We start from the raw sequence: 18251 nt of genomic DNA, 5'->3' as shown, positions 1-18251 counted from the left end.
CAACCGTCTGAACCGGCGCGACAGCGAACCTATCCGCTTATCAACGAACCACAGGAAATCACACATATGGCTACAGCCGTCCATCTCGACGGGATTACCAAACGGTTCCCCGGCGTCATCGCCAACGACGACGTGGACCTCTCCGTCGAGCGCGGGACAGTACACGCACTCCTCGGCGAGAACGGGGCCGGCAAGACGACGTTGATGAACGTCCTCTATGGCCTCTACCGACCGACCGAGGGACGTGTCGTCATCGACGACGAGGAACGACGATTCGAATCGCCACGCGATGCAATCGACGCGGGCGTCGGGATGATTCACCAGCACTTCATGCTGGTCGACCCGATGACCGTCACCGAGAACATCACGCTCGGCAACGAACCAACCAAGTGGGGCAACCTCGCCGTCGACAGGGACGCCGCCCGCGAGGCTGTCGTCGAACTCTCCGACAAGTACGGGTTCGACGTCGACCCGGACGCACGGGTCGAAGACATCTCTGTTGGCGAACAACAACGAGTCGAGATTTTGAAGGCACTCTACCGGGGTGCCGAGATACTCATCCTCGACGAACCGACGGCGGTGCTGACGCCGCAGGAAGTCGAGGAACTGTTCGAGGTTTTCGAAGAACTGACTGAGCAAGGAAAGACCATCATCTTCATCTCGCACAAACTCGGCGAAGCGATGCGCGCCGCCGACGAGATTACTGTCCTTCGGGATGGTCGGAACGTCGGTACCGTCGAGGCCGACGACACCACGCGCGAGGACCTCGCGAACCTGATGGTCGGTCGCGAAGTCCTCCTCGACATCGAAAAGCCCCCGACGGAGACGGGCGAAACCATCCTCTCCGTCTCCGACATCAGCGTCGACGACGACAGAGGCGTTCGCGCCGTCGACGACGTGTCGTTCGACGTCAGCGCCGGCGAAGTGTTTGGTATCGCCGGCGTCGACGGCAACGGCCAGTCGGAACTCATCGAAGCGCTCACCGGACTCCGCAAACCGAAACGCGGCGGTATCACCTTCCGTGGAGAAGACGTGACGAAGCGCTCGCGCCAACACCGCATCGACAGCGGGATGGCGTACATCCCCGAAGACCGCCACGAACGCGGCCTCGTGATGGACTTCGACCTCGTCGAAAACGCGATTCTCGGGAGTCAACACAACCCCGCGTTCGAGTCCGGCGGCCGAATCGACTGGAACGCGACACGCTCGCACGCAGAAGACATCATCGAGAAGTACGACGTCCGACCGCCGAACCCGGAGGCAATCTCCGAGTCGCTGTCGGGCGGGAACCAGCAGAAGTTCATCGTCGGCCGTGAGTTCGAACGCGACCCGGCGCTGGTCGTCGCCTCCCACCCGACGCGTGGGGTCGACGTTGGCTCTATCGAGTTCATCCACGAGCAACTCCTCGAACTCCGGAGTCGCGGCGTCGCCGTCCTGCTCGTCTCGTCGAAACTCGACGAGGTCCAGGGCCTCTCGGACCGACTCGGCGTCATGTACGAAGGAGAGATAATCGACGTGGTTGACCCAAGTAACACGACAGAAGAGGAACTCGGCCTCTTGATGGCCGGGGAACACCCGGACGACGACGACACCGACGTTTCGGCCGCGGACGTCGACAGCGTGGCCACGGGCGGTGAGAGCCAGTGAGTGTCGGTGACCGCGCACGCGACGCGCTGGCCCGACTCGTCGATGCATCGGCCGCCGAGCGCATCCTCATCAGCATCGCGTCACTCGTCCTCGCCATCGCCGTCGGGACGGTCCTCATCCTCGTCGCCGGGCGCATGACGACGTGCGCACCCTCGTCGGCAGTCTACTACTTCAACGTCGGGTTCTGTTACGACCCGGTGTTGGTGTTCGACAGACTGTTCCTCGGCGCACTCGGCGACCCACTTCGCGGTGGGTGGTCGCCCGACGGTCAGTTCGCGATTACGATGCGTGAGACCACGCTGCTGATATTCACGGGCCTCTCCGTGGCTATGGCGTTCCGCGCCGGTATCTTCAACATCGGAACGCAGGGTCAGATGGTCGTCGGTGGCCTCGCCGCCGCACTCGGAACTCTCTGGGCCTCGCCGTTCCTCTCGGGTGTCACGGGCACGCTCGTGTTGGTCCCGTTCGGTATCCTCGTCGGTGCCGTCTTCGGCGGCCTCTACGGGGCGATTCCGGGTCTCCTGAAGGCGTACGCGGAGGCGAACGAGGTCATCACGACCATCATGCTCAACTTCATCGCCACGGGGGTGACGCTCTACCTCGTCAGCGACGTGTTCAAAGACCCCAACAGTCCCGCGAATCAGACCGTTCCGCTGCCGGACTACGCGCAGTTCCCCGCGCTCCTCTTCGGTGCTCGGCAGGACTTCTCGCTGTACGCGCTCTTCTTCGGCGTCGTCACGCTGTTCGCACTGTACTACGTCCTCGAACACACCTCGTTCGGGTACGACGTGCGGACGAGCGGGATTCAACCCGAAGCGGCCGAGTACGGCGGCGTCGACGCCGCCAAGACCATCGTGTCGAGTTTCGCCCTCTCCGGTGCCCTCGGTGGCGTCGCGGGTGCGCTCTACGTGACGATGGTCATCGGCAAGTTCCAGTCGGGCGTCCCGGCGTACGGGTTCGACGGCATCACCGTCTCCATCCTCGCCGGCAACAACCCGCTCGGCGTTGGCTTCGCCGCACTCCTCTTCGGTGTTTTGAAGAGCGGAACGACAGCCGTGCAGTTCGCCACCGACGTGCCGCCACAACTCGTCGGCGTCCTACGTGGCCTCATCATCCTCTTCGTCGCGATGCCCGAGTTCTTCCGTCTCATCGGCCGCCGTCTCGTAAAGCCAACCGACCAATCAAAAACCATCGCGACCGATGGAGGTGAGTCCAATGAGTGAAGAGAACACGACCACGCTCTTCGGGCGTGAGTTCGGCGAGTTCTCCTCGCGCACGACGGCCGTCGTCGCTGCCATCGTCGCCCTCGCCGCCACCTTCGCGGCAGGCATCGCGTTCCCCGACTCGATTGCGGGGACACTCACCGACATCCTCACGAGCGAAGGGACGCTCTCGTCGGCGCTTCGCCTCTCGGTCCCGATTGCACTCGCCGCACTCGGCGGTATCTTCGCGGAGAAGTCCGGTGTCATCAACATCGGGCTCGAAGGCTTGCTCATCATCTCGGCGTTCACAGCCATCTACGTCACCGACATCACGGGTGGCGTCTGGATTGGGTTCGTCGGTGGCGTCGTGGCGAGCGTGCTTCTCGCACTCTTGTTCGCCATCGTCGTCATCGAGTTCCGCGCCGACCAGATTATCGCCGGATTGGCTGTGTGGCTCATCGCCCTCGGCCTCGCGCCGTTCGCCTCGCAGGTCATCTACGGCCGTCCGAACTCCCCGAGCGTCGACACGCCCGGCACCATCGCCATCCCGGTGCTCTCGGACATCCCGTTCTTCGGGGCACTGTTCGACGCCTCGCCGACGGTGTACCTGATGTTCGCCGCCGTCGCACTCTCGTGGTACGTCCTCAACCGGACGACGTTCGGCCGCTGGGTCCGTGCCAGCGGTGAGAACCCGAAGGCCCTCGACACCGCCGGTGTCGACGTGTCGCGCATCCGCTACGCCGCCGTGCTCCTGTCCGGTGTCCTCGCCGGCATGGGCGGCGCGGCCCTGTCGCTGGACCTCGGGCAGTTCACCGGGAACGGCCCGACGATGGTCAACGGGAAGGGGTTCATCGCTATCGTGGCGTACCTCTTCGGCAACTACAACCCGGTCGGAGCGTTCTTCTCGACGCTCCTGTTCGCCGGACTGGACGCCATGCAGACCGTCCTCCAGCTGCAGGGTATCGGGCTCCCCCGGCAACTCATCCGTATCATCCCGTTCGTGATGGTCATCGTCGTCCTCGCGTTCGTCGGCCGCACCCGCATCCCGGCCGCCGCGGGCGAGCACTACGACACCGGCGACGACAACCGATAACGTCGCCTCTCGCGGATTCGGCGCTCGACCACTGTTTTCGACACGTCTCGTCGCCTGAATACGGGCTCGACCCCCGAATACGTGTCAGACAAACAACCAACAACCGATGCGGGAGTAAAGAGTTTTCAGCCCACGATATGCAGGTGATACCATGACCACACACGAGTTCGATGTGGTAGTCGTCGGCGCAGGTACCTCCGGGTGCTACGCCGCTGCGACTATCGCACGAGCGGGCTACGACGTGGCAATCGTCGAGCGAAAGTCCGCCGAGGACGCAGGACACATCGCCTGTGGTGACGCGCTGAAGGGTGCGGACGCCTTCCCCGAGGCGATTCCGAAGTCGAAGATAGAACCCGCCTTCACGAACACAAAGGTCGACCACGGCCGATTCGAGATTCCACAGGAGGACACCGTCCTCGACATTCCTGTCCCCGGCGAACTCGCAGTCATCGACCGCTGGGAGTACGGCCGCCTCATCATCGAGGGTGCGGGCGAAGCGGGCGCGGAGTTCTACTACGATACCGTCGTTCAGGACGTGCTGCAGGACGACGACGGCCGTGTGACGGGCATCGTCGGCAAACAGAAGGGCGAGGACGTCCAGTTCGACGCCGACATCGTCATCGACGGCGCGGGGTCGCTCTCGCTGTTACAGGACAAAGTCGACTTCTCTGGGTCGACGTTCGACACCAACGTCTCCTACTCACACTTCTCTTCTGCCTACCGCGAAGTCGTCGAAGTCCCCGAACCAGTCGAGTGGTCCGACGCCCTCGTGTTCAAACCGGCCGAGATTGCGGCGGGCTACGTCTGGTACTTCCCGCGGACGGACACCACCATCAACGCCGGCCTCGGCTTCCAGATGACCGAAGAACCGATGAAACTCGTCGACGACCTGAAGAAGGACCTTCGCGAACGCCCCGAGTTCGAGGGCGCAGAGGTCATCGACAAACTCGGTGCGGCACTGCCGACCCGCCGTCCGTACGACTCGGCGACTGCGCCGGGCTACATGGCCGTCGGCGACGCCGCGGCACACGTCAACCCGACGACTGGTGGCGGCATCGCCGGTGCGGCGTACGCCGGAAAGTACGCCGGCGAGCAGTCGATTATCGCACTCGAAGAAGGCGACGTGAGCGAGGAGATGCTCTGGCGCTACAACCAGCGCGTCATGGACCACTTCGGTGGGCGCTACGCCAGCCTCGACGTGTACAACATCCTCTCGACGGCCGTCGACGTGGACGACCTGATGGGTCTCATCGCCTCGCTCCCCGGTGAAAAACTCGCCGAAGCGCTCTACTCCGGGACCACGTCGTTCGGGCCGAAACTCCTCGTCCAGACCGCTGCGTCGAGTTACGGCCACTGGGGACAGATTTGGAACTTCTTCAAGGTGAAGCGACTCGCAGACGAACTCCTGACCCACTACGAACGCTACCCGAGTCGGCCGAGCGCACTCGCCGGGTGGCAGGACGAGCGTGACCGCATCATGGACGACATCTACGAAGTCACTGGCGCGGACCCGAAGTACTGACCGCGTCTTCGAACACGACGTCTCGGAACTCGAATCGGGCACCGCCCGCTTTTCCTGTCGTAATCGACACCGACCAGTCGTGCGCGTCGGCGACGCCGGAGACGATTGCGAGGCCGAGTCCCGTCCCGTCGGGGTCTGTCGTGTAGCCGGATTCGAAGATTCGGTCGCGTTCTTGCGGCGGGATGCCGGGCCCGTCGTCTTCGACGAAGAAGCCATCTTCGAGTGGGCCGACGCGAACGTGGACGTCTGGCCCGGTGTGTTCCACAGCGTCGTCGGAACGATTCCGACGGCCTGTCGAGCCATGCTCGACAGCGTCATCGGGCCTCGCCCGATTGCTCGTGGAAGCGTGTTCCACAGCGTTGCGAAAGAGATTCTCGAAGACTGCGGTGAGTCGTTCGGGGTCGGCCATGAGTTCGGCGTCCGCTTCGACGGTGAGTCCCGCCGCGTCGAGGCCCGTGCTCGCGACGGCGTTCGCCGCGACGCTCGCGAGGCCGACGGGTTCGGTCTTACCGACTGTCTCGCCGGTCCGGGCGAGTTCGAGCACGTCCTGTATGAGGGCCTCCATTCGGTCGTGCGCGTCGGCGACCGTCGAGAGGTGCTCGATACCGTGGCCTTCGCGAACGAGTTCGAGGCGCATCTGCGCCACGTTCAGTGGGTTCCGCAGGTCGTGGCTCACGACGGAGGCGAACTGGTCGAGACGCTCGTTTCGTCGTTCGAGTGCTGCTCGCTGCTCGTTTCGCCGGGACGTCCACCGGGTCGCGCCGACGACGAGTGCGAGCGACCCGGCCAACAGTGCTACGTCTTCGAAGACGAGAGCGAAGAGGTCTGGGTGGACGACGACTTCGTCGAGTGCGTCGGTCACGGCGTAGATGCCGACGAGGAGGGTTCCGGCGTAGAGCGGTCGCCAGATAGCCTGTAGTTCACGGATTCCCGAGAGGGCGTACGACCCGACGAGTGGTATCGGGACGAGGAGTAACTCGACGACGACCCGTACCCACGGTACTTCCGAAGCATCTGGGAAGAGGACGACCTGCAGACCGGCGACTCCGACGACGACTCCCACGGCGACGAGCGTCGGTCGGAGGCCAGCGTCCTCTGCCGATTCACTTCGGAGCGGCCCCATCGCTGGCGGCTATGCACGGGGGGGACAAATAAGCGCTGGCGGTTTGGTTTCGAACTACCCGCCCGCCTCGGGTCGAATCCCTGCTCTACGCGCCGACTCAGGGCTGTTCCGCGGCGATGCGGTCGATGCTCCCGGAGAGAACGTCGATTGCGATGCGGATAGTCGCTTCGTCGACGTCGAACGTCCGGGTGTGGTGGCCGCCGGGGTGGTCGGTTCCGACGCCGACGTACGCGGCGAGGCCGCCTCGGTCCTGCACGTACTGCATGAGGTACGTCGCGTCTTCACTGCCGCCGAGTTCGTCGCTGTCGAGGATAGAATCGACACCCTCGACGCTCTCGCTCACGTCCCCGACGAGTGCTCGGAGTGCGTCGTCGCTGCGAGCGCTCGGTGCCTTCCCCTCGACGGAAATCTCCACGTCGCAGTCGTGCATCGTCGCCGCCGACTCGATGATGGTGTGGGCTCGGCCTTCCATGTACTCCATGAGTTCGGTCGTCGCCCCGCGGACCTCGCCTTCGATGTACGACTCTTCGGCGACGATGTTCGTCGCGGTGCCGCCGCCCATGAGGCCGACGTTGACCCGCGTCGCACCGTCAGAGTGCCGCGAGATGCCGTAGAGGTTCTGAATAGCCGCGGCGGCAGCGAGGTTCGCGTTGTTCCCCTCTTCGGGTTTCGCACCCGCGTGGGCAGGTGCACCAGTGAAGTCGGCGCGGAAGTGCGAGACGGCGAGGAACCCATCGACGCCGCAGACGACTTCGCCCGTCGGGTGGTCGAGGCCGACGTGGAGGGCAAGCAGGTAGTCGACGTCGTCGAGGTGGCCGCCTTCGGCGACGGCCTTTCCGCCGGCAACACGCTCTTCGCTCGGTTGGAAGAACACCTTGAACGTCCCCTGGAAGTCTGAGGCGGCGACGGCGTCGAGGATGCCGAGGCCGATTGTCGCGTGGGCGTCGTGCCCGCAGGCGTGCATGAACCCCTCGTTCTCGGAGCGGAACCCTTCTGCCGCGGGGAGGTGGTCTTCGTCTTCGGATTCGGTGATTGGCAGGGCGTCGATGTCGACGCGGAGGCCGATGGTCGGGCCTTCACCCCGTTCGAGGACGGCCACCGCGCCGGTGAACCCACCCGCGAGTCGTTCGAGGATGTCTTCGCGTGCGCCGGCAGCACGGGCCTTCTCGAACCACTCGTCGAGTTCGTCGTCGTCTGGGACGGCCATTCGCTCGTCGGCGTCGAGAATCTCTGGGCCGACGTAGAGTGCGTCGAGTTCGCGCGTCTCTAATTCGTCGACGATGCGGGCAGTGGTGTAGAACTCCCGCCACGCGGGTTCGGGGTGCCGGTGGAGGTCACGTCGGAGAGAGACGAGGTCGTCGAGGGTGGCCTGATGACTCATGCTTCGAATTTCCGCGTGGGCGTTGATAAACACTGCCGCAACTCTGGCACTCTCTCGTGTCGGCCTAGCGATAAACCCAAACTTCACGAGAAAAGTTGGCGGCAATTCGTGTACCTTTTATTCTCGACCGAAAGTGTGACAGACGATGCCAGAAGAACCGGACATCGAGCTTCGTTTCCGCGGGGGGAGACTCGTCAGTGCACTCCCCATCGCTCTGTTCATCGCGTGGGCGATTTTCCAGAGCGGTATCCTCGGCATAGGCGATACGACCGGCCTCGTCGCGGGGATGCTGACAGGACTCATCGTGGGAATGCTGTTCGTCCGGGGAGACTGGAAGGACTACGCGGACGTCATCTTCGCTGGCATGACCCGGCGAGTCGCTGCGACGGCAGTCGTCGCGTGGCTCTGGGCGGGTATGTTCGCAGAGACTATCCAGGTCGGCGGGTTCGTCGACGGCCTCGTCTGGGCTGCGACCATCCTGAACGTCGGTCCCGGGTTGTTCCCGGCCGTGACGTTCCTCTTGGCCGCGCTGCTCGCGACGGGCATCGGCACTGGGTACGGTACCGCAATCGCCTTCACGAGCCTCGTGTTCCCCGCAGGGCTTCTCCTCGGTGCGAACCCCGTACTGCTCTTCGGCGCGATTCTCTCCGGCGCTGTCTTCGGAGACAACCTCGCCCCAGTGAGTGACACGACAATCGTCTCTGCTGTGACACAGGACGCCGACATCGGCGGCGTCGTCGCGTCTCGTGTGAAGTACGCCGTCGTCGCGGCGGCGCTCGCTATCGTAGCGTACCTCGTCGCCGGATTCGGGATTCCCGGCGTGTGGAGCGGCATGCCACACGCGAGCGTGACCGGACAGGTCGACGCGAGCGTCTCGCCGTGGGGCCTCGTCCACCTGCTCGACATCGCCATCGTCATGGTCCTCGCGATTCGCGGCCGGCACATCATCGAGGCAATCTCGTGGGGCCTGTTCGCCGCCGCGCTGTTCAACCTCGCACTCGGCGCTGCCGGCGTCGTCGACGTCTCCGCAGCGAGCATGCTCCTGTTCAGTGCGCCGCAGAACGGCCTCACGCAAGCAGTCGAGGCACTGCCACTCGTCGGCGCACTCGTCGAAACCGTCCCGGCCGGGCAAGTCGGCGTCGGTGGGAGCATCTACTCCGGTGCGGCGGGCTTCTTCCCGCTCATCGTCCTGACGCTCCTCCTCGTCGCGGGCGCGGAAATCATGCGTGCCGGCGGTGGGTTCGACGCGATTCAAGAGATTCTCATCGACCGTGTCGCGACGACGGTTCGCCGCGCCGAGACCACGATGGTCCTCGGGACGGCACTCGTGAACGCGACGGTCACCATCAACACCGCCGCAGAGATTGCAATCGCGCCGTACGTCGCCACGCTCGGCAAGCGCTTCAACATCAACGGCTACCGCCGCGCCAACATCCTCGACGCCAACACCTCGGCGCTCGGGTACATCTTCCCGTGGGGTGGTGGCCTCCTCGCTGGCCTCGGGGCCATGCAAGGACTCGTCGGCGGCGAGGCGACGCCGTGGTTCACCCAACAGATGGTCGTGAACCCGGCAACCGTCTGGCCGTACGTGTTCCACGGCTGGTTCCTCGTGGGCGTCTTCCTCTTCGCCGCGTGGACCGGCTACGGCCGCGAATACGTCTCTGACCGCGTCAGTGAGGAGGTGAGTCGCGTATGAGTCGTCTCGAGAAACTCCTCTCCGGGTGGACCTTCCGTACCGCGACACCCACGTTCGACGCCGGGGACGTCATCACGGCCTACGTGACGCACCGTGATTCGGATGGCTACTCCGTCCGCGTCGGCGACTCCGTCATCCGAGTCGGCGACGTCGACGACGTCGCTATCGAGACCAAAGTCCGTCTGAAAATCACCTCGTTCGACGACGCCACCTACGAGGGAACTGGTGAAGTCGTCGACGTACTCGGGGAAGACGGATAGAGGGCCACAGAACGGCGATTCGACTCTCACGTTTTTGGGGTGTTCGACGGCCGATAGAAGAATCAGTGCTGTCGACAGCGCCGGAACCGTCGTCACGAGCGGCGCCGGTGGGGCGTCGTCAGCGACGCGTGTCAGTTTCGGGACGTCAGTGACACGTCGTCAGTTGCGACGGTGGCCGAGCGGTTTCTTCTGTTCGACTTCTATCTCGACGTGGACGCTGTCGGGGAACTCCTTGTGGCCGACTTCGCGGGCGATGTGGTCTGCGCCGTGGATCTCGATGCGGCGCGTGTAGACGGTGTAACTCCACGACGAGAACTCGTCGCCGGGTTGGAGCGTCCGGTACTGCGGGACGTTCGTGCGTTTCGGTTGGTCGGCGTGGGGGCCGCGGCACTCGGCACCCTTCTTTTCGACGAACTGCTTCAGGTCGCCCACGACTCTGTCGAGGACGTTCTTATCACCGCTTTGAAAAGTGAGTTTCGTGACGAAGGTCATAGCTGGGTACTACCAGTGTGTTGGATGCTCCGACGGTAAAAGCGCATCTACACGGACGTGGGGAGGCACACACTCCCACGGGGAACCCGAACGAACGACCGTGTGAACAGGGTACATCCTCCGATACCCTCTTAAAGGGTGGCACATTTATTTCGGGTAATGGCAGTCGAAGCGGTCAGCGCTGGTGCCATCCTCTTCCGCGACACCCGCGGCCGGAGGGAGTACTTACTCCTGAAGAGCCGTCCCGGGGACTGGGAGTTCCCAAAAGGCGGGGTCGAGGGGAACGAGGAGCTCCAGCAAACGGCAATCAGGGAAGTCAAAGAGGAGGCGGGAATCGACGATTTCCGTCTCATCGACGGCTTCCGCGAAGACTACAGCTACGTCTTCGAAGCGAACGGTACGACCATTCACAAGACAGTTCACCTGTTCATCGCGCGCTCGTTCGAAGCGTCCGCGGAACTCTCGACGGAACACCGCGACTTGCAGTGGCGCGACTACGAACAGGCCATCAACACCATCACGCAGGATGGTCCGCGCGAGATATTCGAAAGAGCACACGACTTCCTCGACGAACTCGCCGCGCGGAACGAAGGCGAACACAAGTACCTGAAGTAACGCAGGTCACACGACCTGTCTGTCGGCCCCCGGAGAGGTAGCGATAGCTCTGTCTCTCCGTGGACCGAAACGCCTTCCGTCCCCCACACTGAGTCCCTGTCGTGAGCGACACCGCCGACCGTGACCCGGAGTTCGCCTTCGAACTCCGCGTCTGCCGCTGGGCAGAGCGCGCGTGGCACCCCGACGGTCCGCGCCCCGCGATAGTCGCCCGCCAACTCGGGACGCGAAACCGGCGCTGGGACACCGTCGTCGTCGAAGTCGACCCCGACGCGTTCGCCGCGCGCTACGCCCTCTCGACCGACGGGTTCGACTCTGACCTCTTGCGTGTCGTCCGCCACGCTCCCGCCGACTGGCAGTGGTACCGCGACGCGATTCCGGAACCCGACTTCCCGTGGCGACACGTCGTCCCGGCAGTCCACCGTGCGGCGGGTCTCGACTTGGTGGAGAAACGCCGTGGGTCACGCAATCGCGTCGAGTACAAACAGACCGCACCGTACCCCGACTGGGTCGAACGAATCGTCGCCATCGAGAACAAACCGAACCTCGACGCCTCCGCCGCCCGCGCCCTCGCCGACCAGTTAGAACACGACGTGTCGCGAGCACTCGCCGACGAAGTGTGGGTCGCAACGGAAGCGACTGGGGACCGCGTCCAACCCGCGCTCTTGGAGGATTTGCCGGTCGAAGTCGGCATCCTCTCGGTCGGTGACGAGTCGACCGAAGTGCTGTGGCACCCGAGTAAACTCACGCCCGACGACGCCGACGCTCGTCGGCGACTCGTCCTCGCCGAACGGGCCTACGACCGGGGCTGGCGGACGTATCTCGATACGATGCGCCCCGACTGCCGACACTTCGAACTGCGTCGGCGAGGAATGGCACTCGTGCCACGATGTGGAGCCAAAGACTGCTACCAGAGTCAACGCGAGTGTGCTCACTCGTGTTCGTCGTTCGAACCCGAACCGCCCGCGTGGCGGACGAGAGGGTGGCCTATCGAGGGTGGCCCGGGAAAGGGTCTCCGACGGATTCTCGAATCGCGGAGGGAGCGTGCCCGAAAGCGAGTCTTCGAGGACATCGAACGTGACGACGGTCACGAAATGTAATCCAGCCATCAATTTAATCACCACTGCGAGAAAGCGTCACCCTAGAGACGGCGTTCAGAAGATGCCCAATCCAGCCGAAGTCATCAGTGTCGTCGTCGCGCTCGAATGCGTCGTCGTGTCTTCGATAGTCTTGCTCTTGGTGCCGCTCGACGCCGCAGTGTCCCTCATTCCACTCCTGTTGGTCTTTCTGGTCGCGTTGCACGCCTACCGGTCGTGACCCGAGTGTGAGAACGCGAACCCGACAGTGTATGTGCCGAGTTCAAACGACTTCGACGTCCACATCGTCGCGTTCGACGGCGAGCTTGAACGTCGGCACCGTTCGGTAGACGACTTCGACGACGCCTTTTCGACGGAGACTCTGGAGTGCCCGGCGAACGTCGTCTACGTCCGGGTCGACGTCGAACGCGTCGCGGAGTTTGTTGAGGACGCTCACGACGCTCTCGGAGCGCTCGTCGGGGCCGGCGACGACTTCGAAGACGCGGGCTTCGAGGGTGGGGACGCGGATGACGCTCGGCACCGACTCTTCGTCGCCGTCGCTCTCGACGCCGGGTTCGACGCCGACGAGTTCTGCGGCCTCTGCCGTCGCGCGGATGAGACTGTTGTCGTCCCGGTAGTAGTAGTCCTTCAGGTCAGATTCGAGATACTGATGGACCTCGCTGCCGCTTTCGAGGTCCCACCGGTCCTGCAACTCCTTGTTCTTCGTCGGTTGGAGGCGGACGATGTCGGCGAGTCGTTCTTTCGCCTCGTCGGAGAGCGTCATACTCGGACGATTCGACGGAGGAAGTATAACGTTGTTCTGGAATCTCCAGCAGAGGGGCCCAATCGTTAATCATTATCCCTCCACCACCCGTGGCCTCTGCCATGAGCTGGGAAACACTCCGACTCGACTGGGACGACGACGTTGCCACCATCACCATCGACCGACCGGACCGGATGAACGCCCTCAACACGGACACGCTCGACGCCCTCGAAGAGGCGCTCGACGAGGCCGAAGAACAGGGCGCGCGCGTCCTCGTCCTCACCGGGGCCGGTGACAAGGCGTTCATCGCGGGCGCAGACATCAGCTACATGAAGGACATCGGGACGCCCGATGCACAGAAGTACGCCGAACAGGGCCACCGCATCGCCTCGCGTCTCGAAGAGTTCCCGGCACCGACCGTCGCAGCAATCAACGGGTACGCCTTCGGTGGTGGGATGGAGTTCGCACTCGCCTGTGACCTCCGTGTCGCGTCCGAGCGCGCACTCCTCGGTCAGACCGAGATCGACCTCGGCATCATGCCGGGATGGGGCGGCAGTATCCGTCTGCCGACGCTCGTCGGCGACGAACTCGCACGTCGACTCATCTTCTTCGGCGAACGCGTCGACGCGAGCGACGCCCACGAGTACGGCATCGTCGGCGAAGTCGTCGCACACGACCAACTCGACTCACACGTCGAAGAACTCGCTGCGGACCTCGCCGCGAAGCCCCGACACGCACTCGCGGCGGCGAAGGCAGCAATCAACATGTCGCACGACGCGCCCCGCGACGCCGCTCTCGACTTCGAGGCCCGCGTCTGGAGTGGTCTGTTCGGCACGCACGACCAGCGCGAAGGGATGGACGCGTTCCTCGAAAAGCGCGACCCGGACTTCGAATAAGACGGCCGACGCCGTTTCAGCGGTCTTCGATGGCGGCCATCGCCGCTTCGAGGTCACGAACTGACTCCGAAATCTCGGCCACGATTTGGATTTGGGTGTCGTTCGCGGCGACTGCGGCAGTCGTCTCTTCTTGCACGTCGGTCGACTGTTGGAACGCGTTGTCGACCATGCTGGCGACTTCTTCGGTGCGGACCGCCTGGTCGTCGGTGGCGTCCGCGATGTCGTCCATGCCTGTCGCCGCTTCCCGAATCGTCGCGGCAATCTCGGTCTGATTCTCGATGAGGGTGTCGATGCGTTCTGCGCCGTCGCGGACGTCTTCGGTGAGTGATTCGATACCGGCGACAGTCTCGGTGGCGTCGTCGCGCGTCTCGCTGATAATCTCCTCGATGCGTTCGGACTCGGATTGGACCTCGTTCGCGAGCGACTTCACCTCGTCTGCGACGACGGCGAATCCGGCACCGGCGTCGCCGGCGCGGGCCGCTTCGATGTTGGCGTTCAGGGCGAGGATGTTCGTCTGGTCGGCGATGTCGTTGATGACCTCGATGATTTCACCGATTTCCTCGATGTGTTCGGCGAGTTCGTGCGTTCGGTCGGCGACGTGTTCGCCACCTTCTGCGACGCGGTCCATCGCCTCGGCGGCGACTTCGCCGTCTTCGCGGGACTCCTCTGCGAGACGCTGTGCTTCGGTGCTCTGTCTGTTGATTTCGTCGGCACTGGCCGCAATCTCTTCGACTGTCGCCGACAGCGACCCGACTTCACCAGAGACCTCTTCCATCGCCTCGGCTTGCTGACTCGCGATTTCGTTCGCGGCGGTCACGCTCTCGGAGACGTCGTCTGCCGAGGCCATCGCCCGGTCGATAGACGCGGAGACTTCTTCGGAGACCTGCTCTTGTGCCTCACTCATCAGTTGGTTCTTTTCGACCATCTCGGTCGTCTCGGTGGTGAGTTCGACTGCGCCGACGACTTCGCCATCTGGGGCGTACAGCGGCGTCCCCATCGCCCGCACCCAGAGCATCCCGTCGTTCGTCTGGACGCCGCGGTACTCGTCTTCGCGGATGACCTGGTCGGTTCGTGCAATCTTCGTCGCCAGAATCTCGTCTTTCCCTTCCGTGCCGAACGCGTCGATGCCGCGCTTGCCGACGTCAGTCTTCGGGTCGAGGCCGTACGCATCGGTCGCGTATTCGTTGATGTGCGTCAGGTGTCCGGTCGAATCGACCGCGAACATCGGTTCGGGAACGTTGGCGATGACCTGTTCGAACAGTCCTTTCCAGAAGTCCCGCTCAGCTTCGAGGCGTGCCGCCTCGCCCAGTGAATCGCTGGGTTCCCAGCCCAGTCCAGCCCGGTTCTCGTGTGCCTGCATGTCTACCGATGCCCACGAAAACGGGTCTAATAAAGCCTACACGCCGTCTATCACGAACGATATTGGCGCATGGACGAGGTGGTCTCGACGCAGGTGGGCTGTAACTGGTACATCGCAGACGTGTGGTAGCACACGTCCTGCTACGGCTAAATACTCGAATGTATAATGAATAATCATGCAGGACAGAATCAAACTGAGTCGTGTCGAACCCGTCTTAGAGGGTATCACCTACCCGACCACTCGACGGGACGCCGCCGCCGCGTTCGACGGTGTGACCGTCCTGCTCGCCGACGGAAACGCTGACTTAGGTGAGGTTATCCGTGGGTGTTTCACCGACGAGTTCGCCGATTCGAGAGAACTGTACTACGAACTCAACATGGCGATGCCCATCGAGGCAGTCGGCGAACCGGGTCAGTCGGACGGCGACGCCTGAGCGTTACTGCCATCGGTCCCCACCCGAACACCCTTTTCCGACGACGTAATCCGGACGCTTAAGTTCCTCAAGCGGTAGGACGTACTATCATGGAGTTCTGCGACGAATGCGGGTCCCTCATGACACCGCAGGACGGTGTCTGGGTCTGCGCGAACGGCCACGAGAAAGCACGCGACAGCGAGAAAGAGAAGACGATGGTCACCACCGAGGGCCAAGAGTCGAGCGAAGTCGTCGACATGTCCGACGTCGACGCCGGCGAGATTGGTCCGACGACGAAGGCCATCTGCCCGAGTTGTGGCCACGACGTAGCACGCTACGAGATGAAGCAGATTCGCTCTGCCGACGAGTCCGAGACGCGCTTTTTCACTTGCGTCGAGTGCGACCACAAGTGGCGCGAAGACGACCACTGAGCGGTTCGCCTTTTTCCTCTCTCCGTCCGTAGTGGGGGTTATGGCCGATGTGCCACCTCCGCCCACACTCCCTTCGCTCGAGGGGTGGGTCCGCGTCGACGAATCGACCGACCGCCCGTTCGAACTCGGGTTCATCCACGTCCTCGCCCGGACCGTCATCTACGAGGACGCGACGATTCGAGAACGCATTCCTGCCATCGCCGACGAACCGTGGCGCTTCCTCTTCGCCACCCGTCTGGAAGTTCGGCCACGGACGCCGCCTTCGAAGGCGCTCACGCGACTGGTCGTCAGCGGCGCTGCCTCGGGATTCGAAGACCGACTCGCCGAACGTGGATTTTCGGACGTACACCGAAGTTGGACTCGCACACTCGCGGTGCGCGACGGTGAAGCAGACGTCATCCGCTACGACACGACGGTCACACTGGCCGGGGTTCGACTCGCGGCGGACGCCTACCTCGCAGTCACACCCACCGATGGTGAGTACCTGTTGCTGGGCGGTGCGTACCCCCGAGAAGTCGTCGACGGTGATGGTGAGATAGCCGACGCACTCCACGACGCCATCGACCCGGAACGGTTCAGAGAAGAGTTGTTCCGCGTGATTCGGCGCATGGAGTGAGGCCTCTGCGTCGCGCGCCGATATCCTGCCGGTTACTCGTTGCGAGCGAAGACGAGATAGCCAGTGTGGCCGACACCGGCAGTAGACGGGCGCGACCCGCGTTCACCGAAGTCCATGTGTCGCTGGATTGTCTCGAACGTCTCCACGTCCGAGAGTCCCGCTTCGCGCGCCGCTTCGACTGTCGCGCGCGTCCCTTCGACAAAGGGTGAGTAGACGGCGACGTAGCCACCCGTCACGAGCAGGTCGGGTGCCTCGCGGACGACTTCTGGTGCGTTCTCCGTGTCGAGAGTGAGCACGTCGAAGTCGTCTTCGCGGAGGGCGTCCAGTTCGTCGGTGATGTCGCCAGTCCGAACGTCGACTCGTTCTTCGACGCCTGCGAGTCGCATGTTCTCGCGCGCGACGTCGGCGAAGTCGGCGTTTCGCTCGAACGTCGTCACGTCGACGCCGAGTCGGCCGAGGTACGCCGACAGGACGCCCGTCCCGGTTCCGGCGTCGAGGACGCGTTCGCCCGCCGCGACGCCGGTGTGGCCGACGATGAGGCCGATGTCCCGCGGCATCATCGGCGCGCCGGTTCGCTCGAAGTGGTTGAAGAGGTCCGGCCCGCGGGGTTCGCGGACGAGGAACTCTTCGCCGATGTGGGTTTCGAGCGTCTGGCCCGCTTCCACGTCCTCGGGGACGGTCAGCATCCCGAGGTCGGTGTGTAACTCCTCACCGGGTGCGCGGAGGTACTCTCGGTCGCCGTGAACGAGGAGTATCACTCCAGACGTGCGATGGCCGCGGCGAGGTCACCGTCTTCGGCCTCGAGTGCTTTGCGCGCGTCGTCCTTCGAGACGCCGGCACGCTGTGCGACGATTTCGATGTCGGACTCCGGAATCGCTCCGTCTGCCTCGTCGCTCTCGGCGTCGTCGTCACCGGCGCCGAGTTCGCGCGTCTCGGGTTCGCCGACGATCTGGTAGGTCTCTTGACCCTGCGCGTCCATGCGCGTGACCTGCGCGTCCGAGAAGACGAGTTCCTCGTCGGCCGTCTTGATGACGACTTCCTCGGCGTCTAACTCGGTGACGTCGATACCCATCTGCTTCATCATCTGCTTCATCTTTCGCGGGTTCATCCCGCCGCCTCCAAACATACCCGAAGGGTCGGGGTCGCCTCTCAAAAGCGTGGCGAACGTCGCTGGCGACGTGTCTGCGAATCCGACCCTCCTCGGAGCCTGAATACGCTACTCCAGACGGGAACTGACCGCGAGTCCGTTCCCGACGGGGAGGACGATGGTCTCGTACCGCGGGTCGGCGCGGACGGCGTCGAGGTAGGCCGCGATGCCGCGCGTGTCGTCGTTCGTCCCGTCGAGTGCCTGCGCAGTTCCTTCTCCCCAGTCGACGAGCGCACCGAAGTCGATGGGACCGCGCATCACGTTGTCGGCGACGACGATACCGCCGACGGCGACCCGGTCGCGAATCACGTCGAACGCCTCTGCGTAGCGGTGTTTCTGGTGGTCGAACAGCACGAGGTCGAACTCGCCGTCGACCGAGTCGACCAGTTCGAGTGCGTCACCTTCGAGGAACGTCGTCCCGTCGGCGAGACCGGCGCGTTCGAGGAAGTCGCGCGCCATGTCGAGTTCACCGGGGTCGTGTTCGGTCAAGAACATCTCGGCGTCGTCTGGCATCCCTTTGGC

20 protein-coding genes and 1 pseudogene are annotated in these 18251 nt (G+C 63.8%); 13 read left to right on the top strand and 8 right to left on the bottom strand.

Going from position 1 to position 18251, the window contains the following annotated elements; genetic code table 11:
• Positions 1-66 precede the first annotated feature (66 nt).
• The 4 genes and pseudogenes from AUR66_RS19885 to AUR66_RS19870 all read left to right on the top strand — a co-directional run.
• Positions 67-1647: an ABC transporter ATP-binding protein gene (locus AUR66_RS19885; RefSeq protein WP_058573839.1), complete on the top strand. Its 1581-nt coding sequence runs from the start codon at positions 67-69 to the stop codon at positions 1645-1647.
• A complete protein-coding gene (locus AUR66_RS19880; protein WP_058573838.1) occupies positions 1644-2870 on the top strand; it encodes an ABC transporter permease in 1227 nt (408 codons plus the stop codon). The genes AUR66_RS19885 and AUR66_RS19880 overlap by 4 nt, the downstream gene beginning before the upstream one ends.
• Positions 2863-3942, top strand: a complete 1080-nt coding sequence (locus tag AUR66_RS19875) for an ABC transporter permease (protein ID WP_082682302.1) — start codon at positions 2863-2865, stop codon at positions 3940-3942. Before AUR66_RS19880 ends, AUR66_RS19875 begins: the two co-directional genes overlap by 8 nt.
• A gap of 139 nt (positions 3943-4081) precedes the next feature.
• A pseudogene (locus AUR66_RS19870) lies at positions 4082-5464 on the top strand (geranylgeranyl reductase family protein); the annotation flags it as partial.
• Here the strand turns inward: AUR66_RS19870 and AUR66_RS19865 are convergent.
• Both AUR66_RS19865 and AUR66_RS19860 read right to left on the bottom strand, forming a co-directional pair.
• Positions 5439-6587: a sensor histidine kinase gene (locus AUR66_RS19865; protein WP_058573836.1), complete on the bottom strand. Its 1149-nt coding sequence runs from the start codon at positions 6585-6587 to the stop codon at positions 5439-5441. The pseudogene AUR66_RS19870 and the gene AUR66_RS19865 sit on opposite strands and share 26 nt — an antisense overlap.
• A gap of 97 nt (positions 6588-6684) precedes the next feature.
• Complete coding sequence (locus AUR66_RS19860; protein WP_058573835.1) at positions 6685-7968, bottom strand: amidohydrolase; 1284 nt, start codon at positions 7966-7968, stop codon at positions 6685-6687.
• A gap of 145 nt (positions 7969-8113) precedes the next feature.
• On the opposite strand from AUR66_RS19860, the gene AUR66_RS19855 reads away from it, so the two are divergent.
• Together AUR66_RS19855 and AUR66_RS19850 are read left to right on the top strand one after the other, a co-directional pair.
• Positions 8114-9664: a Na+/H+ antiporter NhaC family protein gene (locus AUR66_RS19855; protein ID WP_058573834.1), complete on the top strand. Its 1551-nt coding sequence runs from the start codon at positions 8114-8116 to the stop codon at positions 9662-9664.
• Positions 9661-9924 carry a DUF7513 family protein gene (locus AUR66_RS19850; protein WP_058573833.1) on the top strand — a complete coding sequence of 88 codons (264 nt, stop codon included), beginning with the start codon at positions 9661-9663 and terminating at the stop codon, positions 9922-9924. The genes AUR66_RS19855 and AUR66_RS19850 overlap by 4 nt, the downstream gene beginning before the upstream one ends.
• A gap of 159 nt (positions 9925-10083) precedes the next feature.
• Here AUR66_RS19850 and AUR66_RS19845 read toward each other — a convergent pair whose 3' ends face one another.
• A complete protein-coding gene (locus AUR66_RS19845; protein ID WP_058573832.1) occupies positions 10084-10416 on the bottom strand; it encodes an uS10/mL48 family ribosomal protein in 333 nt (110 codons plus the stop codon).
• A 159-nt stretch (positions 10417-10575) separates the two neighbouring features.
• On the opposite strand from AUR66_RS19845, the gene AUR66_RS19840 reads away from it, so the two are divergent.
• From AUR66_RS19840 to AUR66_RS22420, 3 genes are all read left to right on the top strand, one after another.
• Positions 10576-11031, top strand: a complete 456-nt coding sequence (locus AUR66_RS19840) for a bis(5'-nucleosyl)-tetraphosphatase (RefSeq protein ID WP_058573831.1) — start codon at positions 10576-10578, stop codon at positions 11029-11031.
• 101 nt (positions 11032-11132) lie between these two features.
• A complete protein-coding gene (locus tag AUR66_RS19835) occupies positions 11133-12128 on the top strand; it encodes a DUF5787 family protein (protein ID WP_058573830.1) in 996 nt (331 codons plus the stop codon).
• A gap of 61 nt (positions 12129-12189) precedes the next feature.
• Positions 12190-12345, top strand: a complete 156-nt coding sequence (locus tag AUR66_RS22420; RefSeq protein WP_197409892.1) for a hypothetical protein — start codon at positions 12190-12192, stop codon at positions 12343-12345.
• Between the two features lie 42 nt (positions 12346-12387).
• Here AUR66_RS22420 and AUR66_RS19830 read toward each other — a convergent pair whose 3' ends face one another.
• A complete protein-coding gene (locus AUR66_RS19830) occupies positions 12388-12888 on the bottom strand; it encodes a DUF5797 family protein (protein ID WP_058573829.1) in 501 nt (166 codons plus the stop codon).
• Positions 12889-12989: 101 nt separating this feature from the next.
• On the opposite strand from AUR66_RS19830, the gene AUR66_RS19825 reads away from it, so the two are divergent.
• A complete protein-coding gene (locus tag AUR66_RS19825) occupies positions 12990-13763 on the top strand; it encodes an enoyl-CoA hydratase/isomerase family protein (protein WP_058573828.1) in 774 nt (257 codons plus the stop codon).
• 16 nt (positions 13764-13779) lie between these two features.
• Here the strand turns inward: AUR66_RS19825 and AUR66_RS19820 are convergent, their stop codons facing one another.
• On the bottom strand, positions 13780-15123 hold the full coding sequence (locus AUR66_RS19820; protein ID WP_058573827.1) for a methyl-accepting chemotaxis protein: 1344 nt from the start codon (positions 15121-15123) through the stop codon (positions 13780-13782).
• A gap of 175 nt (positions 15124-15298) precedes the next feature.
• Here AUR66_RS19820 and AUR66_RS19815 point away from each other — a divergent pair, with 175 nt between their 5' ends.
• From AUR66_RS19815 to AUR66_RS19805, 3 genes are all read left to right on the top strand, one after another.
• Entirely contained in the window at positions 15299-15556 is a 258-nt protein-coding gene (locus AUR66_RS19815) for a DUF5789 family protein (protein ID WP_058573826.1), read from the top strand.
• Positions 15557-15645: 89 nt separating this feature from the next.
• Positions 15646-15966, top strand: a complete 321-nt coding sequence (locus AUR66_RS19810) for a transcription factor S (RefSeq protein WP_058573825.1) — start codon at positions 15646-15648, stop codon at positions 15964-15966.
• A 40-nt stretch (positions 15967-16006) separates the two neighbouring features.
• Positions 16007-16582: a DUF6517 family protein gene (locus AUR66_RS19805; RefSeq protein ID WP_058573824.1), complete on the top strand. Its 576-nt coding sequence runs from the start codon at positions 16007-16009 to the stop codon at positions 16580-16582.
• Between the two features lie 32 nt (positions 16583-16614).
• On the opposite strand, the gene AUR66_RS19800 is transcribed toward AUR66_RS19805, so the two are convergent.
• From AUR66_RS19800 to AUR66_RS19790, 3 genes are all read right to left on the bottom strand, one after another.
• Entirely contained in the window at positions 16615-17340 is a 726-nt protein-coding gene (locus AUR66_RS19800; RefSeq protein WP_058573823.1) for a tRNA (adenine-N1)-methyltransferase, read from the bottom strand.
• Entirely contained in the window at positions 17337-17708 is a 372-nt protein-coding gene (locus AUR66_RS19795; protein WP_082682301.1) for a nascent polypeptide-associated complex protein, read from the bottom strand. The genes AUR66_RS19800 and AUR66_RS19795 overlap by 4 nt, the downstream gene beginning before the upstream one ends.
• A gap of 90 nt (positions 17709-17798) precedes the next feature.
• A partial coding sequence (locus AUR66_RS19790) for an O-methyltransferase (protein ID WP_058573821.1) occupies positions 17799-18251 on the bottom strand: 453 nt, incomplete at its 5' end.

It is taken from the genome of Haloferax profundi (assembly GCF_001469865.1).
GTDB classification, from domain to species: Archaea; Halobacteriota; Halobacteria; order Halobacteriales; family Haloferacaceae; genus Haloferax; species Haloferax profundi.
Note: the sequence above shows the minus strand (reverse complement) of the source record. Positions and strands in the feature narration are given on the sequence as shown.